Genomic DNA, 16,037 nt, shown 5'->3' with positions numbered 1-16,037 from the left:
GATGAAAAAAAATATCTCTATTTTTTTAATATTAGTAATTCTTTTATCAGGGTTAATTTATCCATGTTTTAATTTATATGCAGATGGTGGTGACGGGACTGTACTTATTCCCATAAGTGATAGTCAAAAGCATCAAGCTCTTCAGTGGACAGTTCAGGGTATAAGTTCAACTGCACCAAAGCAGGCATTTGTCATTGCCTGGAATATCCGGTTTGAAACTCCTGACGGAAAGCATGTTACTGTCAATGTTCCACGTGCCATGACTTCATGGGATTCTCAGCCCAGAACTTATACCTACCCTCTCACTGATGAGTGGAAAGGCACTGCAGCAAGCGGAATGCTTGGAGGAAACTCGGTAGAAGACTTTGTAACCGATGAATATAAAGCATACTATAGAAAAATAATTGAAGATCCTGGCGGCTGTGATATAACTGCAAATGCAGAAATCCAAAAATATTGGTATGATAAGACCAAAACAGGCCGAGCTGCCTATACGCCAATTTCGACAGCAGAAGATCCATACTCCATAGCAGCTTCGGCTGAAGAACTGCTTGACTATTTTAAAGAGTATACATCTTCATATTTATCCAATACAACGAGTCAATATTTCAACATAAGATTTCATATCCCTCAGAATAAACCTGAGCTGCCAAAACCGGCTGTAAAGCTGATTTTACCAATTGATGGTTCTACAGTGTTACAGGGAACCACGGTAGTTTTTAAAGGTACGGGAACAGGTATACATCATATAAGCGGATTTGTGAACGGCCAATTTCTTGATGAACAAGGCAACCCAAATGACAGTATAAGAGAAGAAATGACCTATCAAACAACAGTAACTCTTGACGAGGTCAGAGATTACAAGTTTCAGATAAAGGGCAGAAATACACCGGATTCAACCGGTCAAGGTTCACAGCTTGCCGATTCGGCCATACATACCGTCCATGTGATAAAACCGCCTCCTGATTCAGGGACTATTTACATTAGATGTCTTAACATAGATACCAATACCGAAATTCCCGATACTTCCCAGATTATTCCGGGTGTTCCGTTCGGAAAACCTAAAACCGTTACTTATCCTCCCGTATCAGCGTATAAGATTCAAGGTTCATATCAAACATTTTCCACGGTAATACCTGACAAGTCAAAAATGGAAACTGCTGCTTCCCAGACAGTGACATTATCATCAACAAATAAAAATGCCTATATTTACTTCTGGTATAAATCTGACCCGACCATCCCGCCAAAACCGCCCCCAAAAATTAATTATGACCCTATAGCCATTATCAGCAATCCACCTGTTGCATATGCCGGAGATGATGTGTTAATTGACGGCAGCCGGTCCTATGATGAAGACGGCTATATAGAACACTATTATTGGGATTTGCCGGGTACATATGGTTATGATCCTTACAATACATATGAAAATAGTTTGGGTGACAATGAAAAGGGGACCACCTGGTATCCCGGAGCTGGAATATATGATATTGACCTGGAGGTAGTGGATGATGGTAATTGCTTCGGTTATGCCGGGAGCAGCATTCAAATAATAGAACCCAAACCGGAAGTAGTGATAGATATTTCAGCCGGCAAGATGAAAGAAAATCGAAAAATAACAATTGACACCTCTAAAAGCAAATCAGCTGCAAGATTTCCTATTGATTGGAACCTGACTGCATGGAGCATACAGCCTGTAAACGGCACCGGAGCTACCGGCGATTACGGAGTAAGGCTGTCAAACGGTACGGTATATAAAAACGTTAACGGAAAAGCTCAGTTATATAATAATGGTTTATGGACTAATACGGGTCTGGACTTCAATTCCGTGCTGAAGGGACAAAAAACTGTATATTTTCAGGCCAGGGACAGCGGGCAGTACAAAATTACTGTCTCTATGACCAATACTTTTGCATTTAACAGTGCGGTCCATTATTTAAATACTCTTGACAGAATCATTACGGTAGTTGAGGATTTGGCGCCTGTAGCAGATTTCAGCGGATCGGAAAGCAATATACGTGAATTTGAAAACCCTGTCGATAAAACCTTGCAAAAATACGGTATTATCCCTGTTATTTGCACTTCAACCTCACCAGATGGTGATCCCATAGGCAAAAGAATCTGGTCTGCCAGGTATGACAGTGATAACGATATGGCCCAGGGCGCCGTTGTTTCTGCCGCCTTCGCAGATGAAACAACCATATACCCCCACTCAGGTGCCGATCCGTTTATAAGCGGGGTGAGATTGGTGGTTGATGGTGAATACGATTCAATAGCTGAAATCTGGTCCTATGAGGTTGGAAAATATACCGAAGCATTGCAGGTGTATGAAGATATTCCTGATTCTGAAACGGTTAAAGAATTGCTGCTGCCAGGTGATTATAAGAGTGATTACTTGAAAGGGTGGTAAAGAAATAAACGGAGGATTTAATGAGCAAAAAGTATATATCTGCTATCTGGATTATAATTTTAATTTTATTGTTTCACAGCAGCGGGGTTTTGGCAGTGAATGTACAGGATTTAAAGAACACCCCTCCTGTAACAAATTTCACGGTTGAAAAAAGCCGTGAAGTTAAATTGCTTGTATTAACGGATTATGCCGGCACAGATAACGCCAATCTAAAAAATGCATTAACAAGCATGAAAAGCGAGCTTGCCAACTATGCGAAAATCAGCATTGAGTATGCAAATCCGACTGATACCACCATAGGAACACAGCAGGGCAATTATGTTAAAAATTATTGGGCTAAAAACGGATATGCGACTTACAGATGGTCCGGATATACTTTAAATATAACACCCTATGGCCAGGTACAGCAGCATAATGCAAGTAACGAATTACAAACCGAAGTATTTAATTACTCCAATGTAATAGAACTGCCCGAAGGCCAAACACCAACCCAGCCTTATGGTGTGCCAACACGATATACCCGATCTGCCCTGCAGACACAAGTCTATGACTTTGGACAGCGTACTTATTATACGTATACATTTATAAATAATTCAGGTATATGCGAGGGTCAGTTCGGCTATAACAGGGAGTATAATTACTATTATCCCAATGGGGCTGCTCAGCAAGGTTTTAAGGAATTAAGCGCCGAGCCTGTATTTACATATGACACAGCCTGGTCAATTCAAGGCTCTCAGGATTCACCGGTAACAAATTCCGTAACCGGCTGGGATTTATCAAAATTAAACTATGAATTGACAGGTAATACTGATACATTTATAATTTTTGCTCTTAACAATGAGGATACAAACTATTACACTTCTCATTTGGCATTAAACTACAGATTGGGTCAGCTCAGGAGTGACAGCAGCCTTGGCAAGTATGTTAAAGATAGTGAGGCAAGAGTGTATTCCATTTGTTCAGATAATCTGGAGAATGTGAATCTTTCAACAAATCCTCAGTACCCGGTGACATTTAACGGTCCAGCTCAGAATATTTCATTAGGGGGTTTGATTGAATCAAGCTTTGACGGCAGAAGCATAGGTCAGAAAAACATAACCGGCCTTGTCAATAAGATAAGAGAAAATGTCAAAAGACCGTCTGACAAGGTTGACATGATAGTGACTACTGACAAGGATATATCAAGTACAAACAGCTTTGTTGACAGCATTAAGGATAACATAAGCTCTGATGTAGATTTCAAAACAAATATAGTAAACATGGATTCTCTTGAAGATGTAGACACCTGGAAAAAATATGTGACAAAGGGCGATTATAAGAGTTATTCTCAATATAATACTGATGCCACACTCTTACTTTGTGGAAATGGGGACTTATGGGCACGCGGCAGTAATCTCATAGGATGGAACTACCAGGGAAATGAAGTATACGGTTTATTTGGACAGAGCACAACAACTAAAACCTATAGCAGCTTTATTAAAATAGCAGCAGATGTAAAAGATGCATATTTCTACTATAGCAGCAGTGGCTATTCCATTTATATAATAAAAAATGATGGGTCATTGTGGGTTTGCGGTGCCAATGGAGTGACATTCAATTCACGTCTTGGATATGACATGCCAATACAGTATCAGGAATTTACAAACACATATTGGACTGGTGTAAGATCACTTGCTTTTGATGTTAATGAATTTTGGGTAATGTACATGGTAACGGATACAGGTGTATACAAGCGTGTGCTGGACTGGGATAACTCCATAGTGCCGCTGGCAAAAGACCCTTATGCTCCGGCAAATACCCAGTATATACTTGGTGTTGGCGGCGGTAGCCTTTATTATATATCTACTGACGGAAATATAGATTATACATCCTGGTCAAACGGCAGTCCGCAAAGACCGCTTAATCACAGCGGGAAATTACCTTATCCGGTAAAAGATTATTCAACGTCCAGGGATACGGCGAGACAAGCGGTTATACTTTGTACAGATAATAAGATATATAATCTGCAGGGACAGGCATATTTCAGTACGCCGGTAAAACAGGCCATTCTTGGTAAGTCTGCATACGGTGTCAGCTATGTGCTAACGAATGATGGAAAAATATACAGTAATACTTCCGGTGGTTGGAGCACTTATAATATACCTGTGGCTGATAAAATATTGTTTGTACAGGATAACAGCGGAGGAACCGGAGGACTTGTAGTAAGAACTCTCAGCGGTGAAATTGGTTATATAGGCCGTCTTAACTACGAAAATATATTTAAGACTGATATTACAACCACTTATGATGCTGCAAGATATTATGCAAACAATGGGGGAGGAGTACCCACAGTCTTTGACGCTTCAGCAGGTGATACTGCCGCCGATTATTTACAAATAGGAAACCGTTTTTGCTATGTGAACAAGCAGGGCAGTATTTGTTATGTTAATTGCGATTATTTGGGAGCCGACGAGTATGGTATGTATAGATATAAATACACCACTGTTAATTGCGGCAAGGCAGATTCAGTTTTTGATATAACCAGCAAGCCTGTGAAAGCATTCTCAAAGTCGAAAATATTCAACACTCAGTTAAGGGACGGTTCGGAGAGGTACTTTATATATATTTCCGATAATGTCAAAAAAGATACTTACTTTCATGCTCCGTCGGATTATTTGCTGTTGGATAATTTGGACAGCACGGTTTTAAATTATCTGAATGCTAACAGATTCAATATTTACGTTGTTTCTCCGGCAGAAGCCAGGGATTTAAAGCTGCAATATCCATATGTCCCTGTAAACAGGCAGCAGTATTCCTTAAGAGAATTGATATATAACTCTGTTATGGACAGCGCATTCTGCAAGGATGAAAACACGGTCAAAACTCTTATTGCAAGGAAGTATGACACATTTACAAAGCAAGGTAGCACAACACTAACAATATTGATAAACGAAGAAAGTGTCCGCTATAACCAGATTTACAGCGATTTTGAGCACGACCCGAAATATTCCGGAAAATGGCAGTATACCCACGACCCGACCTATTTTGATAACTCAAATGGACTGGACGGCAACTCAGGTAAATGGATCACTGAACCGTTGTACACCTTCAGTAAAGTTGGAAAATATACAGCAGTTGCACAATTCAGGGACAATCCGAAGGATGATGATAGATTTGACAACTACAGGCTTTGGTCAAATGTTTCGGCTCCGGCCACAATAATTGTACACCGCAGGCCTATAGCCTTATTCAGCACACAGATAGCAGGCAGAACGGGGTCAATCGTTAATCTGACATATCTGGATAAATCTTATGATCCGGATCATAACCTGTCAAGAACAGATAAAGGTATTGCAGCCAGAGTATGGCAGTACAAGAAAGCCTCATCAGATACATGGATTGAGGGAAAACCGGCGAGTCTTGCATACAATTCCGGTGTCTATCAGATAAGACTCAGCGTTAAGGATATTGAAGGTGCCTGGAGCAGCCCATATATAGATACAATTGATACAGTTAATGTTCCGCCGTCCATAAGTGCTGCTCCAACTGAATATAACGGCACCGGACCCGTTAATATAACAATTACGGCTTCCGATAATGGTGAAAATGACTTCGCATATATGCGTTATGCCGTCACCGTTAATACCGATTCACCGGCTGCTTCACAGTGGGTAAAAGAAGTTGACGGGATTAAGGAAAGAACTATTACCCTAAACACAGATGGTACATATTATTTGCACATGGAAGCCTGTGATAAAGCTGGTCAAACCGGCAAAAACATGACCGGACCATATACTATCAACAATGTAAAGGCCGGACAGTTTTTTATTACCATGATGCTGGATGTGGGCTGGAGGAACTATTACTTCAATGTCGGCGGCGGGATCGATGACAATCATGACGGCGTAATCGACCGGTATCCCAGAAAGGCAAATACCGATATCGGTACAGTGAAAATGCCGATCAATTACTATGAGCTTGTTCCATATCCGAGATACTCTGTTAAGGCCGGTTACAGAGTTAAAGGCAAAATTGACATACAAGGGAAACCCGATGCGGCGTATTTTAAAATAAACTATTTGGTTAAAGGTGCAATACATACTGATGACGTGAGGCTGACAAGTAATTCCGGAGATACCTATGGTTTTGAGTGGATAATACCGCCCGAAACAGATGACAGGTCCTTTGTCAGCTTTGACTTGGAAATGAGGAAAGGGGACAGTATCTACGGTAACGAGAAATGGATCGACGTTTGGGATTCAAGAAATACTTCCCGGATGGTTTTCTATATCAGGGGTAAGGCAATTGATGACATAATATATGTTCAAAGCCAGTAACAGCATGAGTAATTTAAATAAATCCACAGCTGCATAAACATGAATAGGTTTATTTTATTTAGAGAGATTTCTGTATTCACTTGGAGTAATGCCTTCGAGTTTCTTAAACATTCTTATAAACGTATTTCTGCTGTTGAAGCCCACTTCAGCTGCAATGTCAGTTATACTTTTTTTGGAATTGCGCAGCAGCTCTTTTGACTTATCTATTCTGAGGTTTGACAGATATTGATGAAAGGGAATTCCCAAGGCTTCTTTTATTAATTTTGACATGTATTTTGGGGTAATACCGTATTTGTCAGACATCTGTTCAAGATAGATGTCATTTGCATAGTTTTCATCAATGTACTGTCTTATTACATTAAGATCAATTTTGCCTGCAGCAGAGGAATTCAGGTTTACCAACCTGCCGAGAAACATGCGCACAAACTCACCGATTTCCTTGGAGCTCCTGTGATTTTCGTTGTTGATTATATCTATTGCCGAGCCTTCAAGGAGATCGGAGGCTTTTGAATTCCTGTGACTTAACGCCCGTACTCCTGTATTATAAATCTGGATATAAAGTTTTTTAAAGTATGATTCCGAAATATTTGCCGATATATTTTTTTGAATTATTTCTTCCAAGATATTATTAACACTTTCAATATCACCCTTTATAAGATAATTAAATAATTTATTTTCTTCCTGCATGGAATAAGAAAATTTATTTATACATTCTACTTTTTCATATACTTTTATGGCTTGCTGTTCAAGCGGAGAGAGCTGCGAAACTGCAATTTCAGCTTCTTTGTACGACTGCTGAAGACCGGACAGGTGCTTATGTATTCTTCCTACTCCGCTTTGCACCCTGAAGAGGTTGCTATCTATATTCAGATTTTTATGAAACTGTCCAATTGCTTCAAGCGTTATGGACTCACAAGCCTCGTCGGGAAGATTTAAAATTACATGAAGCTTCTTTTTTTCCATGGTAAGTACATATGGCTGAAACTCTGAAGGGAATACAAGCTTCATGACTTTTGCCATTTCTCTGTACAGAGCAAGCTGTTCCTCACTGCTGTAGCTTTCATAAAACGGCTGTGTATAGCTTACATCGGTTATTATTACAGCGTAGCAGTTATACTTAAAAGAAAAGCCGTGCTTAATTAAAAAATCACTTATTTCCTCATCGAGATATAGCTCATTATCGTTTAATATTTTAAAGAGGTACTGTTCGCATACAAAGGGGAGCGCCAGGGATAGATCCTGTGTTAGGTTCTTATTGTTATTGATTATATTTTTAATTTCCAGATTTATGTAAGTAAATTCATCGGTATATGTTTTGGGTTTATATAATGTGCCGGTTGCCTCCATCAGCAAACTTGTAAGTAACCCGACAGGATTGTATATTTTGTTGCTCATTACAAATGAAATGATTATACCCAGTACCAGGCTGAAAACAATTGTCAATATGGGCAGAGTTCTTGTGGTTGTGGACTCCCTTATAAGATCGCTGTAAGGGACTACCGCAAAGTATGTAAAGCTGCTCAAGGCATTGGTATCTGCGGTATATGACACAACAAGGGATTTTTGGCCGTTTATTTTGGTTACAAATATTGGGCCGGTGCCCTTTTCCAATTGATTGGTAACATTATTAAAATTAATAGAGACCTCGGTATCATTACTGGACTTGGAGATAACCTCACCTTCCTTGCTCAAAACATATAGTTCACTGTTTGGGGTAAGCCTGTTCTGTTGAAGCAACCCGGCAATATAATCCTCCCTCATATTAATTACAAATAGATTTTTTGAAGAGGTATCTCCGATTCCAAATTGTACAACGGGTATAACTCTTGTTTTTGTTCCTGTAAATATGTTTTCCACTGTGCTGGTCTTTAATGTTTTATACTGATGTCCATCTGAAGAAATCCCTGTCCAGAAATTCCTGTCATATATGTCATAGTGGCAGATGCTGTTAAAGAACTCATCAGCTGAAGCCGAACCACCGCTGGCCATGATAAGGTTATCAGGGCTGTGCAATACGAAAACATTTTGAATATAATGTTTGGTTGCCCTGAATCTGGAAAGCAGGGTTATGGCTTGGGAAACCTTGGCATAATCGTCAGGATTAAATACGTTAACCGAATATATAACATCTTTTATATCACCTGAAGAAGTCAGCAGGATGCTGGTCTGGAACAATTCATACAGAGAGTTGTCAATATTTTCTGATATTGAGGATAAGGTCTTTATGTATCCGGCTTCTGTTTTCTGCTGGAAAAACCAGAGGTAGAACTGATTCATGCAAATGGACACAATTGTTGTAAGCAGTATGGGGATAAGAAAATAACTAAAAATTTTATAACGGTAATGCAGTTTGGGAATATGAATTTTGATGTTCTTTTTATAATACAAATGTGATCACTCCATTATCCCGGTTATTATTCGCATTATTATTGTATATTGGTAATTAACATAATACAATGCTTTAAATTTCCTTAACGTTATAAAATTCCACAAAGGCTGCTTTTTCCTGAAAGGGAATGTTTTAGTTGAATTTTATAACTGCTGCTGAAAACATAACAATGATGTTGTAGATTTTTATGTCAGATTGACAAGCTTGGGTGTTTTCTGTTTGGTTCAAACCCTGTAAGATAAAATCGCAAGTTAAAAACATATGGTCATCCGGGAGTATATCCGGAATGTGGACATTGGATATTCATCTTTAAATATGTTTTGAGTTTGTAAATAAATATTGGAAGGAGGAAAGAATTCTGGAGAATAGAGAGATATTAAAAAGTGAAACAATTAAACGGAAAAATGCCTATAAAATCAGCAATGGAATAAAAGCGGCAGTAAAGAAGGATTTCCTGCTGTATATGATGTTAATCCTACCGGTAGTTTATTTTATAGTATTTAAGTATATACCAATGGCAGGTGTGGCAGTGGCCTTCAGAAAGTACCAGGCCGGTAAATCCATATTTGGCACCGAATGGGTGGGCTTGAGATACATCGGGATGTTCATCCACGACGGTAACTTTTGGAATGTATTTAGAAATACTGTATTATTAAGCATTTATAATTTAATATTTGGCTTTCCAATACCTATTATATTTGCACTGTTATTAAATGAAATAAAAAGCAAGTATACAAAAAAGTTTGTACAGACAGTTTCGTATCTTCCGAAATTTTTCTCAACGGTTGTGGTAGTCGGGATGATAAATAATTTACTGTCTCCATCCACGGGAGTTGTTAACAAGGTCTTGGAAATATTTGGATATCAGAGTATATACTTTATCAATCAATCATCCTGGTTCAGAACTATTTATGTTACCTCTGAAATATGGCAGTTCATGGGATGGAATGCCATACTTTATATTGCCACCCTCTCCAACGTTGACACACAGCTCTACGAAGCTGCTGAGATAGACGGGGCCAACAGATGGAAACAAACCTGGCATGTCACTATTCCGGGCATAATGCCAACCATTATAATAACATTCATACTCTCGGTCGGATATATGCTTCAGGTAGGATTTGAAAAGGTGTTATTGCTATATACCCCCAGTATATATGATACTGCCGATGTACTCCAGACGTATGTGTATAGAATAGGACTTGTTGCAAACAACTACAGTTACTCCACTGCTATTGGCCTGTTCCAGTCTATTATAAGCCTGGTGCTTATCTGGATGGTAAACCAATTTGCAAAAAAATTCTCGGAATCAAGTCTGTGGTAGGAGGAATTTTAAATTTATGGCTATTCAAAGAAGTAAAGGGTATTCGATGTTTAAGGCTTTTAATTTTATATTCATGTTAATTGTGGTTTTTGTAACGCTTTTTCCGTTTTTATACATGTTTGCAATGTCCTTCAGCAGTAACACTGCAATTTTACAGGGAAAGGTTTTCTTCTTGCCGGTTGAGTTTACCATAAAACCTTACCTTAGGATACTGGAACAGAAGGATTTCTGGACAGGCTACAGAAATACCGTGCTATACACTGTTACAGGTACGGCAGTGGGGCTTTTCATGACAACCATATGTGCATATCCCCTTTCAAAAAAGCGTCTTTTAGGAAGAGGACTTCTCCTGAAATTGATTGTGTTTACCATGTACTTCGGAGGGGGATTGATTCCAACTTATTTGCTGGTGAATTCCTTACATATGACGGATAAGATTTGGGCACTTATAATACCTGGTGCAATAAGTCCTTATAACATGCTGATCATGAAAACTTTTTTTGAAGGAATTCCCCAGAGTCTTGAAGAGGCAGCTGCAATAGACGGGTTGAATGAATTGGGGATATTAATAAAAATCGTTATGCCGCTGTCAAAACCCATACTGGCTACAATCAGTCTTTTTGTTGCCGTCTGGTTCTGGAATGACTGGTTCTATCCATTGATATACATAAACAATAATATTAGATATCCGGTCACATTGTTTTTAAGAAATGTCATAATGGGTTCCCAAATGGCTGCTAAAAACGGTCAGGTCATGGATTCGGGTGCATCGGTAGTAATGCCCCAGTCTTTGCAGGCGGCTACAGTTATGCTGGTCACAATACCCATATTGCTGGTTTATCCCTTTATACAAAAATACTTTGTACAGGGTATGATGATAGGATCTATTAAAGAATAAGCCGGTTTTAAAATATCATTCCTATTTATGTTTTCATGGAATGATAAGTTTAAATATAAGAAATTAAATTTTCAAGGAGGAAAAGAAATGCGGAACAGCAAAATTTTTTGCAGAGGGGCAGGTATGGTCCTGTCACTAGCTATGATGCTGGGGATATTTGCGGCATGCGGAAAGCAGGAAGAAACCTCAAAGGCAGGTAATTCAACCGAGGCAGTAAGTACAAGTACGGCGGCAGCAACAGAGCCCGGCACTGGAAAAGTGTCTGATAAACCGGTCACATTCACAATGCTTTATTCCGACAATGCATCCTATCCATTTAACGCGGAGTGGCCGACATTGAAGAAAATGACCGAGCTTACAAATGTATCTCTGGACATCCAGGTTGTACCTGACTCAGACTATCAAACCAAGAGGCAGATAATATTCAACTCGGGCAGCATACCTGATATAGTATGCAAGACCTCCGCCAATGATATAAAGGATTATGTGCCAAACGGAACATTTCTTCCTGTAAGTGACTATGTGGACAGGATGCCTAATTTCAAGTCACTGATAGAGAAAATTGATTTAAAGCCAGATCTCGACAACATTAAGGAATCGGATGGGAAATTCTATGCTCTGCCGGTGAATACCTTCACAAAGAAGTTCCAGCCGCAAACCTGGATGGTGAGAAAGGATGTATTTGATAAAGAGGGGATAAAGATCCCGGCTACTACAGATGAAATGTATGAAGCTGCAAAGGCATTAAAGGCAAAATACCCCGATACATATCCAATAATAAACAGATTTGGAACCGGCAATATTATCGGAAACCTTGGACGTCTGTTTGTACCGGGTGCAGGGGGATGGACCGATAATGCGGGATGGCATTACGACAAGACAAGCGACAAGTGGATCAATACTACTTCATCCGAAGAATTCAAGACCCTGCTGCAATTTTCAAATAAATTGCTTGCCGAAGGCTTGCTGGACAAAGAGTTTTCAACACTGGACAGCAATGTATATATGCAAAGAATTCAGGCTGGAAAAGCATTTATTCTCATTGACTGGGATGACACAATTGCCGGATACAATGCAGAGGGCAGAAAGATCAACCCCGATTTCAATATGGTGCCCATAATGCCTCCGAAAGGACCGAATGGGCTGTGCCAATTGAATCCAACAAGCAAAATGCATGAGTCATGGGTTATACCGGCAAGCGTTAAAGACAATGAAAACTTTGATACATTGATTAAATTCATAGACTGGTTCTACGGAACCGAGGGCACCGATCTTTTCTCATGGGGCATAGAGGGTAAATCATATACGGTTGTCAACGGTGAAAAGAAGATTACCGACGATATAATGAGCGGAAAAACCTATGCTCCAAAGGAATACGGAGTACTTAACAACTGTTTTACAGTGGTTAAGCCTATAGAGTGGGTAATGGCCCAGAAATCTTCGGATATAGTGGGTGTATATCAGGAGATGGTTGACAAGGAAGTTGCCGGTGATCCTGATCCAAACCTGCAGCTGACAGCAGATGAAAGAGAACAGGAGAAACTTACAAGAACTGCGCTTAAGGACTATATTGACCAGATGGCTGAGAAGTTCATATATGGAAAAGAGAGTTTCGGCAACTGGGACAGCTACGTTCAGGAATGCAGGAAAAAAGGCTCGGACAAGTTGGGGGAATTGTACAATAAAGTATGGGAAAGGCAAAAGAGTCAAAAATAATTGGAATGGAATATTGAAGATATGGTGTTAAATAATTCTTATGAATTATATTAAAGGAGAGAAAGTTATGCTTAAAATCAGGTTAAAGCGTCTAAGTTCCATATTGCTGGCTGTTTTAATTCTTATAACGTTCTGTGCTTTTGAAAGTCAGCCCGCTCTCGGGGCAAGTTCGGGTGATGCTTATGTAAATTATGACTCACAGACGGGTATCTGGACTATGGGTACAAGCATGGTCGAAAGTAAGGTATGCCTTTCCGGAGGAAATTTTTCACTTATATCATATAAAAATAAACTGACAAACCGTGAATACGTACAGGGAAGCGCTACAGACTCGGAAGAGTTCTCCATATGGATAGATTCTGCCGAGTATAAGGGCAGCGGCGGAGGATGGATCTACGATACATACGGTACAAACACACTGTCCCAGGGAGAAATTCAGCTGGATATAACCTTCCATAACAATGTGGTGAAAGTTACACGTCATTATATAGTTTATCCATCTACAGGGGTTATCCAGGAATGGTCAGATTTTAAAAATGTTTCGGGAGCTACCAAAAGCTTTTCAAATCCCGGTATTTTCCTGAAAAGATTTATGCAAAACGAGCTGAACAATGTGGACCTGCATTATATGACGGGAGGCAGTTGGTTTACAGGCAGCAATGTTTTGAAAACGGCAGCTGCTACACCAAACTATTCCAGAACTTTTGATTCGGTATTGGATCCGGTTGAGGTTATGACAGTTGATGGTCATACTAACGGAAATTCAGTTGCAAATGTAGGTGCAAGCAATAAATACCAGGAATTCTTTGCATTGAGAAACAGGTCCAATAATGACGGATTATTCATAACATTTGATTATATGGCAAAGTGGAATACAAAAGCAGGCCTGGTGGGAGGTAAAAGTTTTACACTGGAAAACAATGCGGTGGTAGGCAACCTGGCTGTTTCCAATAATGAAACTGTTACAGCCCCTAAAAGTACCATAGGTGTATTTAAGGGTGATACAGATGATCTGGGCAATACAATACTTGATTACCAATACCGGTATAAATGGGATTATACACGTGAAGAGTACATGGGACAGGTGAATATGGTCCAGTTCAAAGGAAAACCTCAGGAACCGAATGCCTATGCTGCAATAAATAATGCGGGTTACCTGGGAGCAGGCTTACTGTGGATAGATTGTGGCGTATTTGATGACTCGGGCAGCTGGAATACCACCGACCATATGGCAGATATAAATAATTACGCAAAAAGGCATGGAATGAATATGGCTGTTTGGATGCCTGTGTGGCACGCTGAACAAACCTCAACAGTACTGGTAAACAACCCTGGCTGGCAGGTGGAAAACGACTACAGGCCAAATGGATATGGTATGCACTTGAATCAGGCTTTGCAAGAGGTTTTCAACTGGGAACTGAATTTGGTGAACCGTATGCAGAAAGACTGGGGAAGTCATATGTGGCGTTACGACGGAGATATCTGTTTTGATGGCAATGGTGGACCTACCTCGGTCCTGCTGGGACAAAACAATAATTTCTATGCGTTGACCAAAGCATTCAAAGATTCCAACCCAAATGCAGGAATTTTTAACTGTTCATCGGGAGGTGGAGGCATAAATATTGAAAACAACAGGTTTGCAGAGATAGTCCAGCCTACCGACGGCGACAGCTACCATTATGACGGTTATTACCTTTCAATGCTTGTACCTCCGGATAAAATTGTAGCAAATACTTCTTATGATACGGTGCAATGGCCAAACTATGATCCTGAAGGACGCGGAAAACTCAGCTATAACTTCAACATTGACTGCTATTCAAATGCTGCAACACCTATGCAGGCAACAGATATGGAAAATCTTCGCAAGGATATAGACCTTCGTAGCTATTTTATGAAGATAGGAGTATCCGGTAGGTATTCCAAGGTTTACAGGCCAACTGTCAGTACAGGAGACAAAACTTATTTCCTGCAGAAAACAAATGCGGACAACGCCAAAGCATTTATTACAGTCCGCAGGGGATCTGATTTGTTTTCATCAAACTTCACACTTTATCCAAAGGGCTTGAACCCTGTAACCGAGTATACCATGCAGACTCTGTGCGGAAGTGCTGCAGCTGCCACAAAAACAGGTGCTCAGTGGATGGCGGATGGAATACAGGTTACAAACCTTGCAAAAGGGGAGATATTCTTTTTAAATCTCCAGAACCGTCCCAATGCTCAAACCGACATAGTTGCTCCTACAGCTCCGACAAATGTTAAAGGGGCACCTGCAACATATTTGTCCCACGGAGGTAATGAGGTCTCATGGACAACAGGAATAGACAACAACTGGATATCATATTACAACGTATACAAAAATGGGCAGTATTTCAGCAAAGTATCAAGGGGGACCTTCTTCTTCGATGATACGGGTGTTGCAGGTGATACCTACGGTATTCAGACAGTGGACGGTGACGGCAATACATCAGCTATCGCAACTGCAGCCGGTGTCCCTCTCGGTTCATTTCCGGCTCCCAATGCTAACTATAAAATCGTTAACCGTAAGAGCGGTAAAGCTGCTGCAGTAATGTACGGTTCAACATATGAAGGGGCAACCTTGATCCAGTGGCCATTTGACAGCTCAAGTCTTGATCAGCAGTGGAGGTTTGTCGATGCGGGAGACGGCTATTACAAGATAATGAACAGAAAGAGTGGATTGTATCTGGCACTTCAGGGAGGTTCCGCCAATGATGGGACTCTTTACTGTCAATGGTCTTATTCAAATGATTATCCTGATCAGCAGTGGCAGATTGTTGACGCAGGCGGCGGTTATTACAAAATCATAAACCGGAAGAGCGGTAAGATCATAGCAGTGAGGGATGGAGCCACAAATGACGGAGCCGATCTGATCCAGTGGCCGTATACGGGTTCAAATGATCAGCAATGGCAGATAATTGTACCATGAGATAAAGAGCGCAAATTATTTTGCTTGTAATCAGGAGAGATAA

General features: G+C 40.2%; 7 protein-coding genes. 6 read left to right on the top strand and 1 reads right to left on the bottom strand.

Annotated features, from left to right (window positions below; translation table 11 throughout):
• Window position 1 precedes the first annotated feature (1 nt).
• Both CTER_RS22460 and CTER_RS22455 read left to right on the top strand, forming a co-directional pair.
• Entirely contained in the window at window positions 2–2,407 is a 2,406-nt protein-coding gene (locus CTER_RS22460; RefSeq protein ID WP_004630269.1) for a hypothetical protein, read from the top strand.
• 20 nt (window positions 2,408–2,427) lie between these two features.
• Window positions 2,428–6,723 carry a hypothetical protein gene (locus CTER_RS22455; protein WP_004629780.1) on the top strand — a complete coding sequence of 1,432 codons (4,296 nt, stop codon included), beginning with the start codon at window positions 2,428–2,430 and terminating at the stop codon, window positions 6,721–6,723.
• A gap of 54 nt (window positions 6,724–6,777) precedes the next feature.
• Here the strand turns inward: CTER_RS22455 and CTER_RS22450 are convergent, their stop codons facing one another.
• Complete coding sequence (locus tag CTER_RS22450; protein ID WP_004630092.1) at window positions 6,778–9,111, bottom strand: helix-turn-helix domain-containing protein; 2,334 nt, start codon at window positions 9,109–9,111, stop codon at window positions 6,778–6,780.
• A gap of 464 nt (window positions 9,112–9,575) precedes the next feature.
• Between CTER_RS22450 and CTER_RS22445 the strand changes: the two genes are divergently transcribed.
• From CTER_RS22445 to CTER_RS27205, 4 genes are all read left to right on the top strand, one after another.
• Window positions 9,576–10,436, top strand: a complete 861-nt coding sequence (locus tag CTER_RS22445; RefSeq protein WP_200859491.1) for an ABC transporter permease — start codon at window positions 9,576–9,578, stop codon at window positions 10,434–10,436.
• A gap of 16 nt (window positions 10,437–10,452) precedes the next feature.
• Window positions 10,453–11,334: a carbohydrate ABC transporter permease gene (locus CTER_RS22440; protein ID WP_004629658.1), complete on the top strand. Its 882-nt coding sequence runs from the start codon at window positions 10,453–10,455 to the stop codon at window positions 11,332–11,334.
• A gap of 87 nt (window positions 11,335–11,421) precedes the next feature.
• A complete protein-coding gene (locus CTER_RS22435; protein WP_004630163.1) occupies window positions 11,422–13,050 on the top strand; it encodes an extracellular solute-binding protein in 1,629 nt (542 codons plus the stop codon).
• Between the two features lie 67 nt (window positions 13,051–13,117).
• Entirely contained in the window at window positions 13,118–15,994 is a 2,877-nt protein-coding gene (locus CTER_RS27205; protein WP_004629925.1) for an RICIN domain-containing protein, read from the top strand.
• The last annotated feature ends 43 nt before the right edge of the window (window positions 15,995–16,037 follow it).

Origin of the sequence: Ruminiclostridium cellobioparum subsp. termitidis CT1112 (genome assembly GCF_000350485.1) — a bacterium.
Taxonomy (GTDB): domain Bacteria; phylum Bacillota; class Clostridia; order Acetivibrionales; family DSM-1351; genus Ruminiclostridium; species Ruminiclostridium termitidis.
This window is presented reverse-complemented; position numbering and strand designations above follow the sequence as displayed.

Coding starts and splice junctions, on each gene's coding strand:
- CTER_RS22440 (WP_004629658.1), top strand. CDS start 10,453: ATGGCTATTCAAAGAAGTAAAGGGTATTCGATGTTTAAGGCTTTTAAT.
- CTER_RS22455 (WP_004629780.1), top strand. CDS start 2,428: ATGAGCAAAAAGTATATATCTGCTATCTGGATTATAATTTTAATTTTA.
- CTER_RS22445 (WP_200859491.1), top strand. CDS start 9,576: ATGATGTTAATCCTACCGGTAGTTTATTTTATAGTATTTAAGTATATA.
- CTER_RS22435 (WP_004630163.1), top strand. CDS start 11,422: ATGCGGAACAGCAAAATTTTTTGCAGAGGGGCAGGTATGGTCCTGTCA.
- CTER_RS27205 (WP_004629925.1), top strand. CDS start 13,118: ATGCTTAAAATCAGGTTAAAGCGTCTAAGTTCCATATTGCTGGCTGTT.
- CTER_RS22460 (WP_004630269.1), top strand. CDS start 2: ATGAAAAAAAATATCTCTATTTTTTTAATATTAGTAATTCTTTTATCA.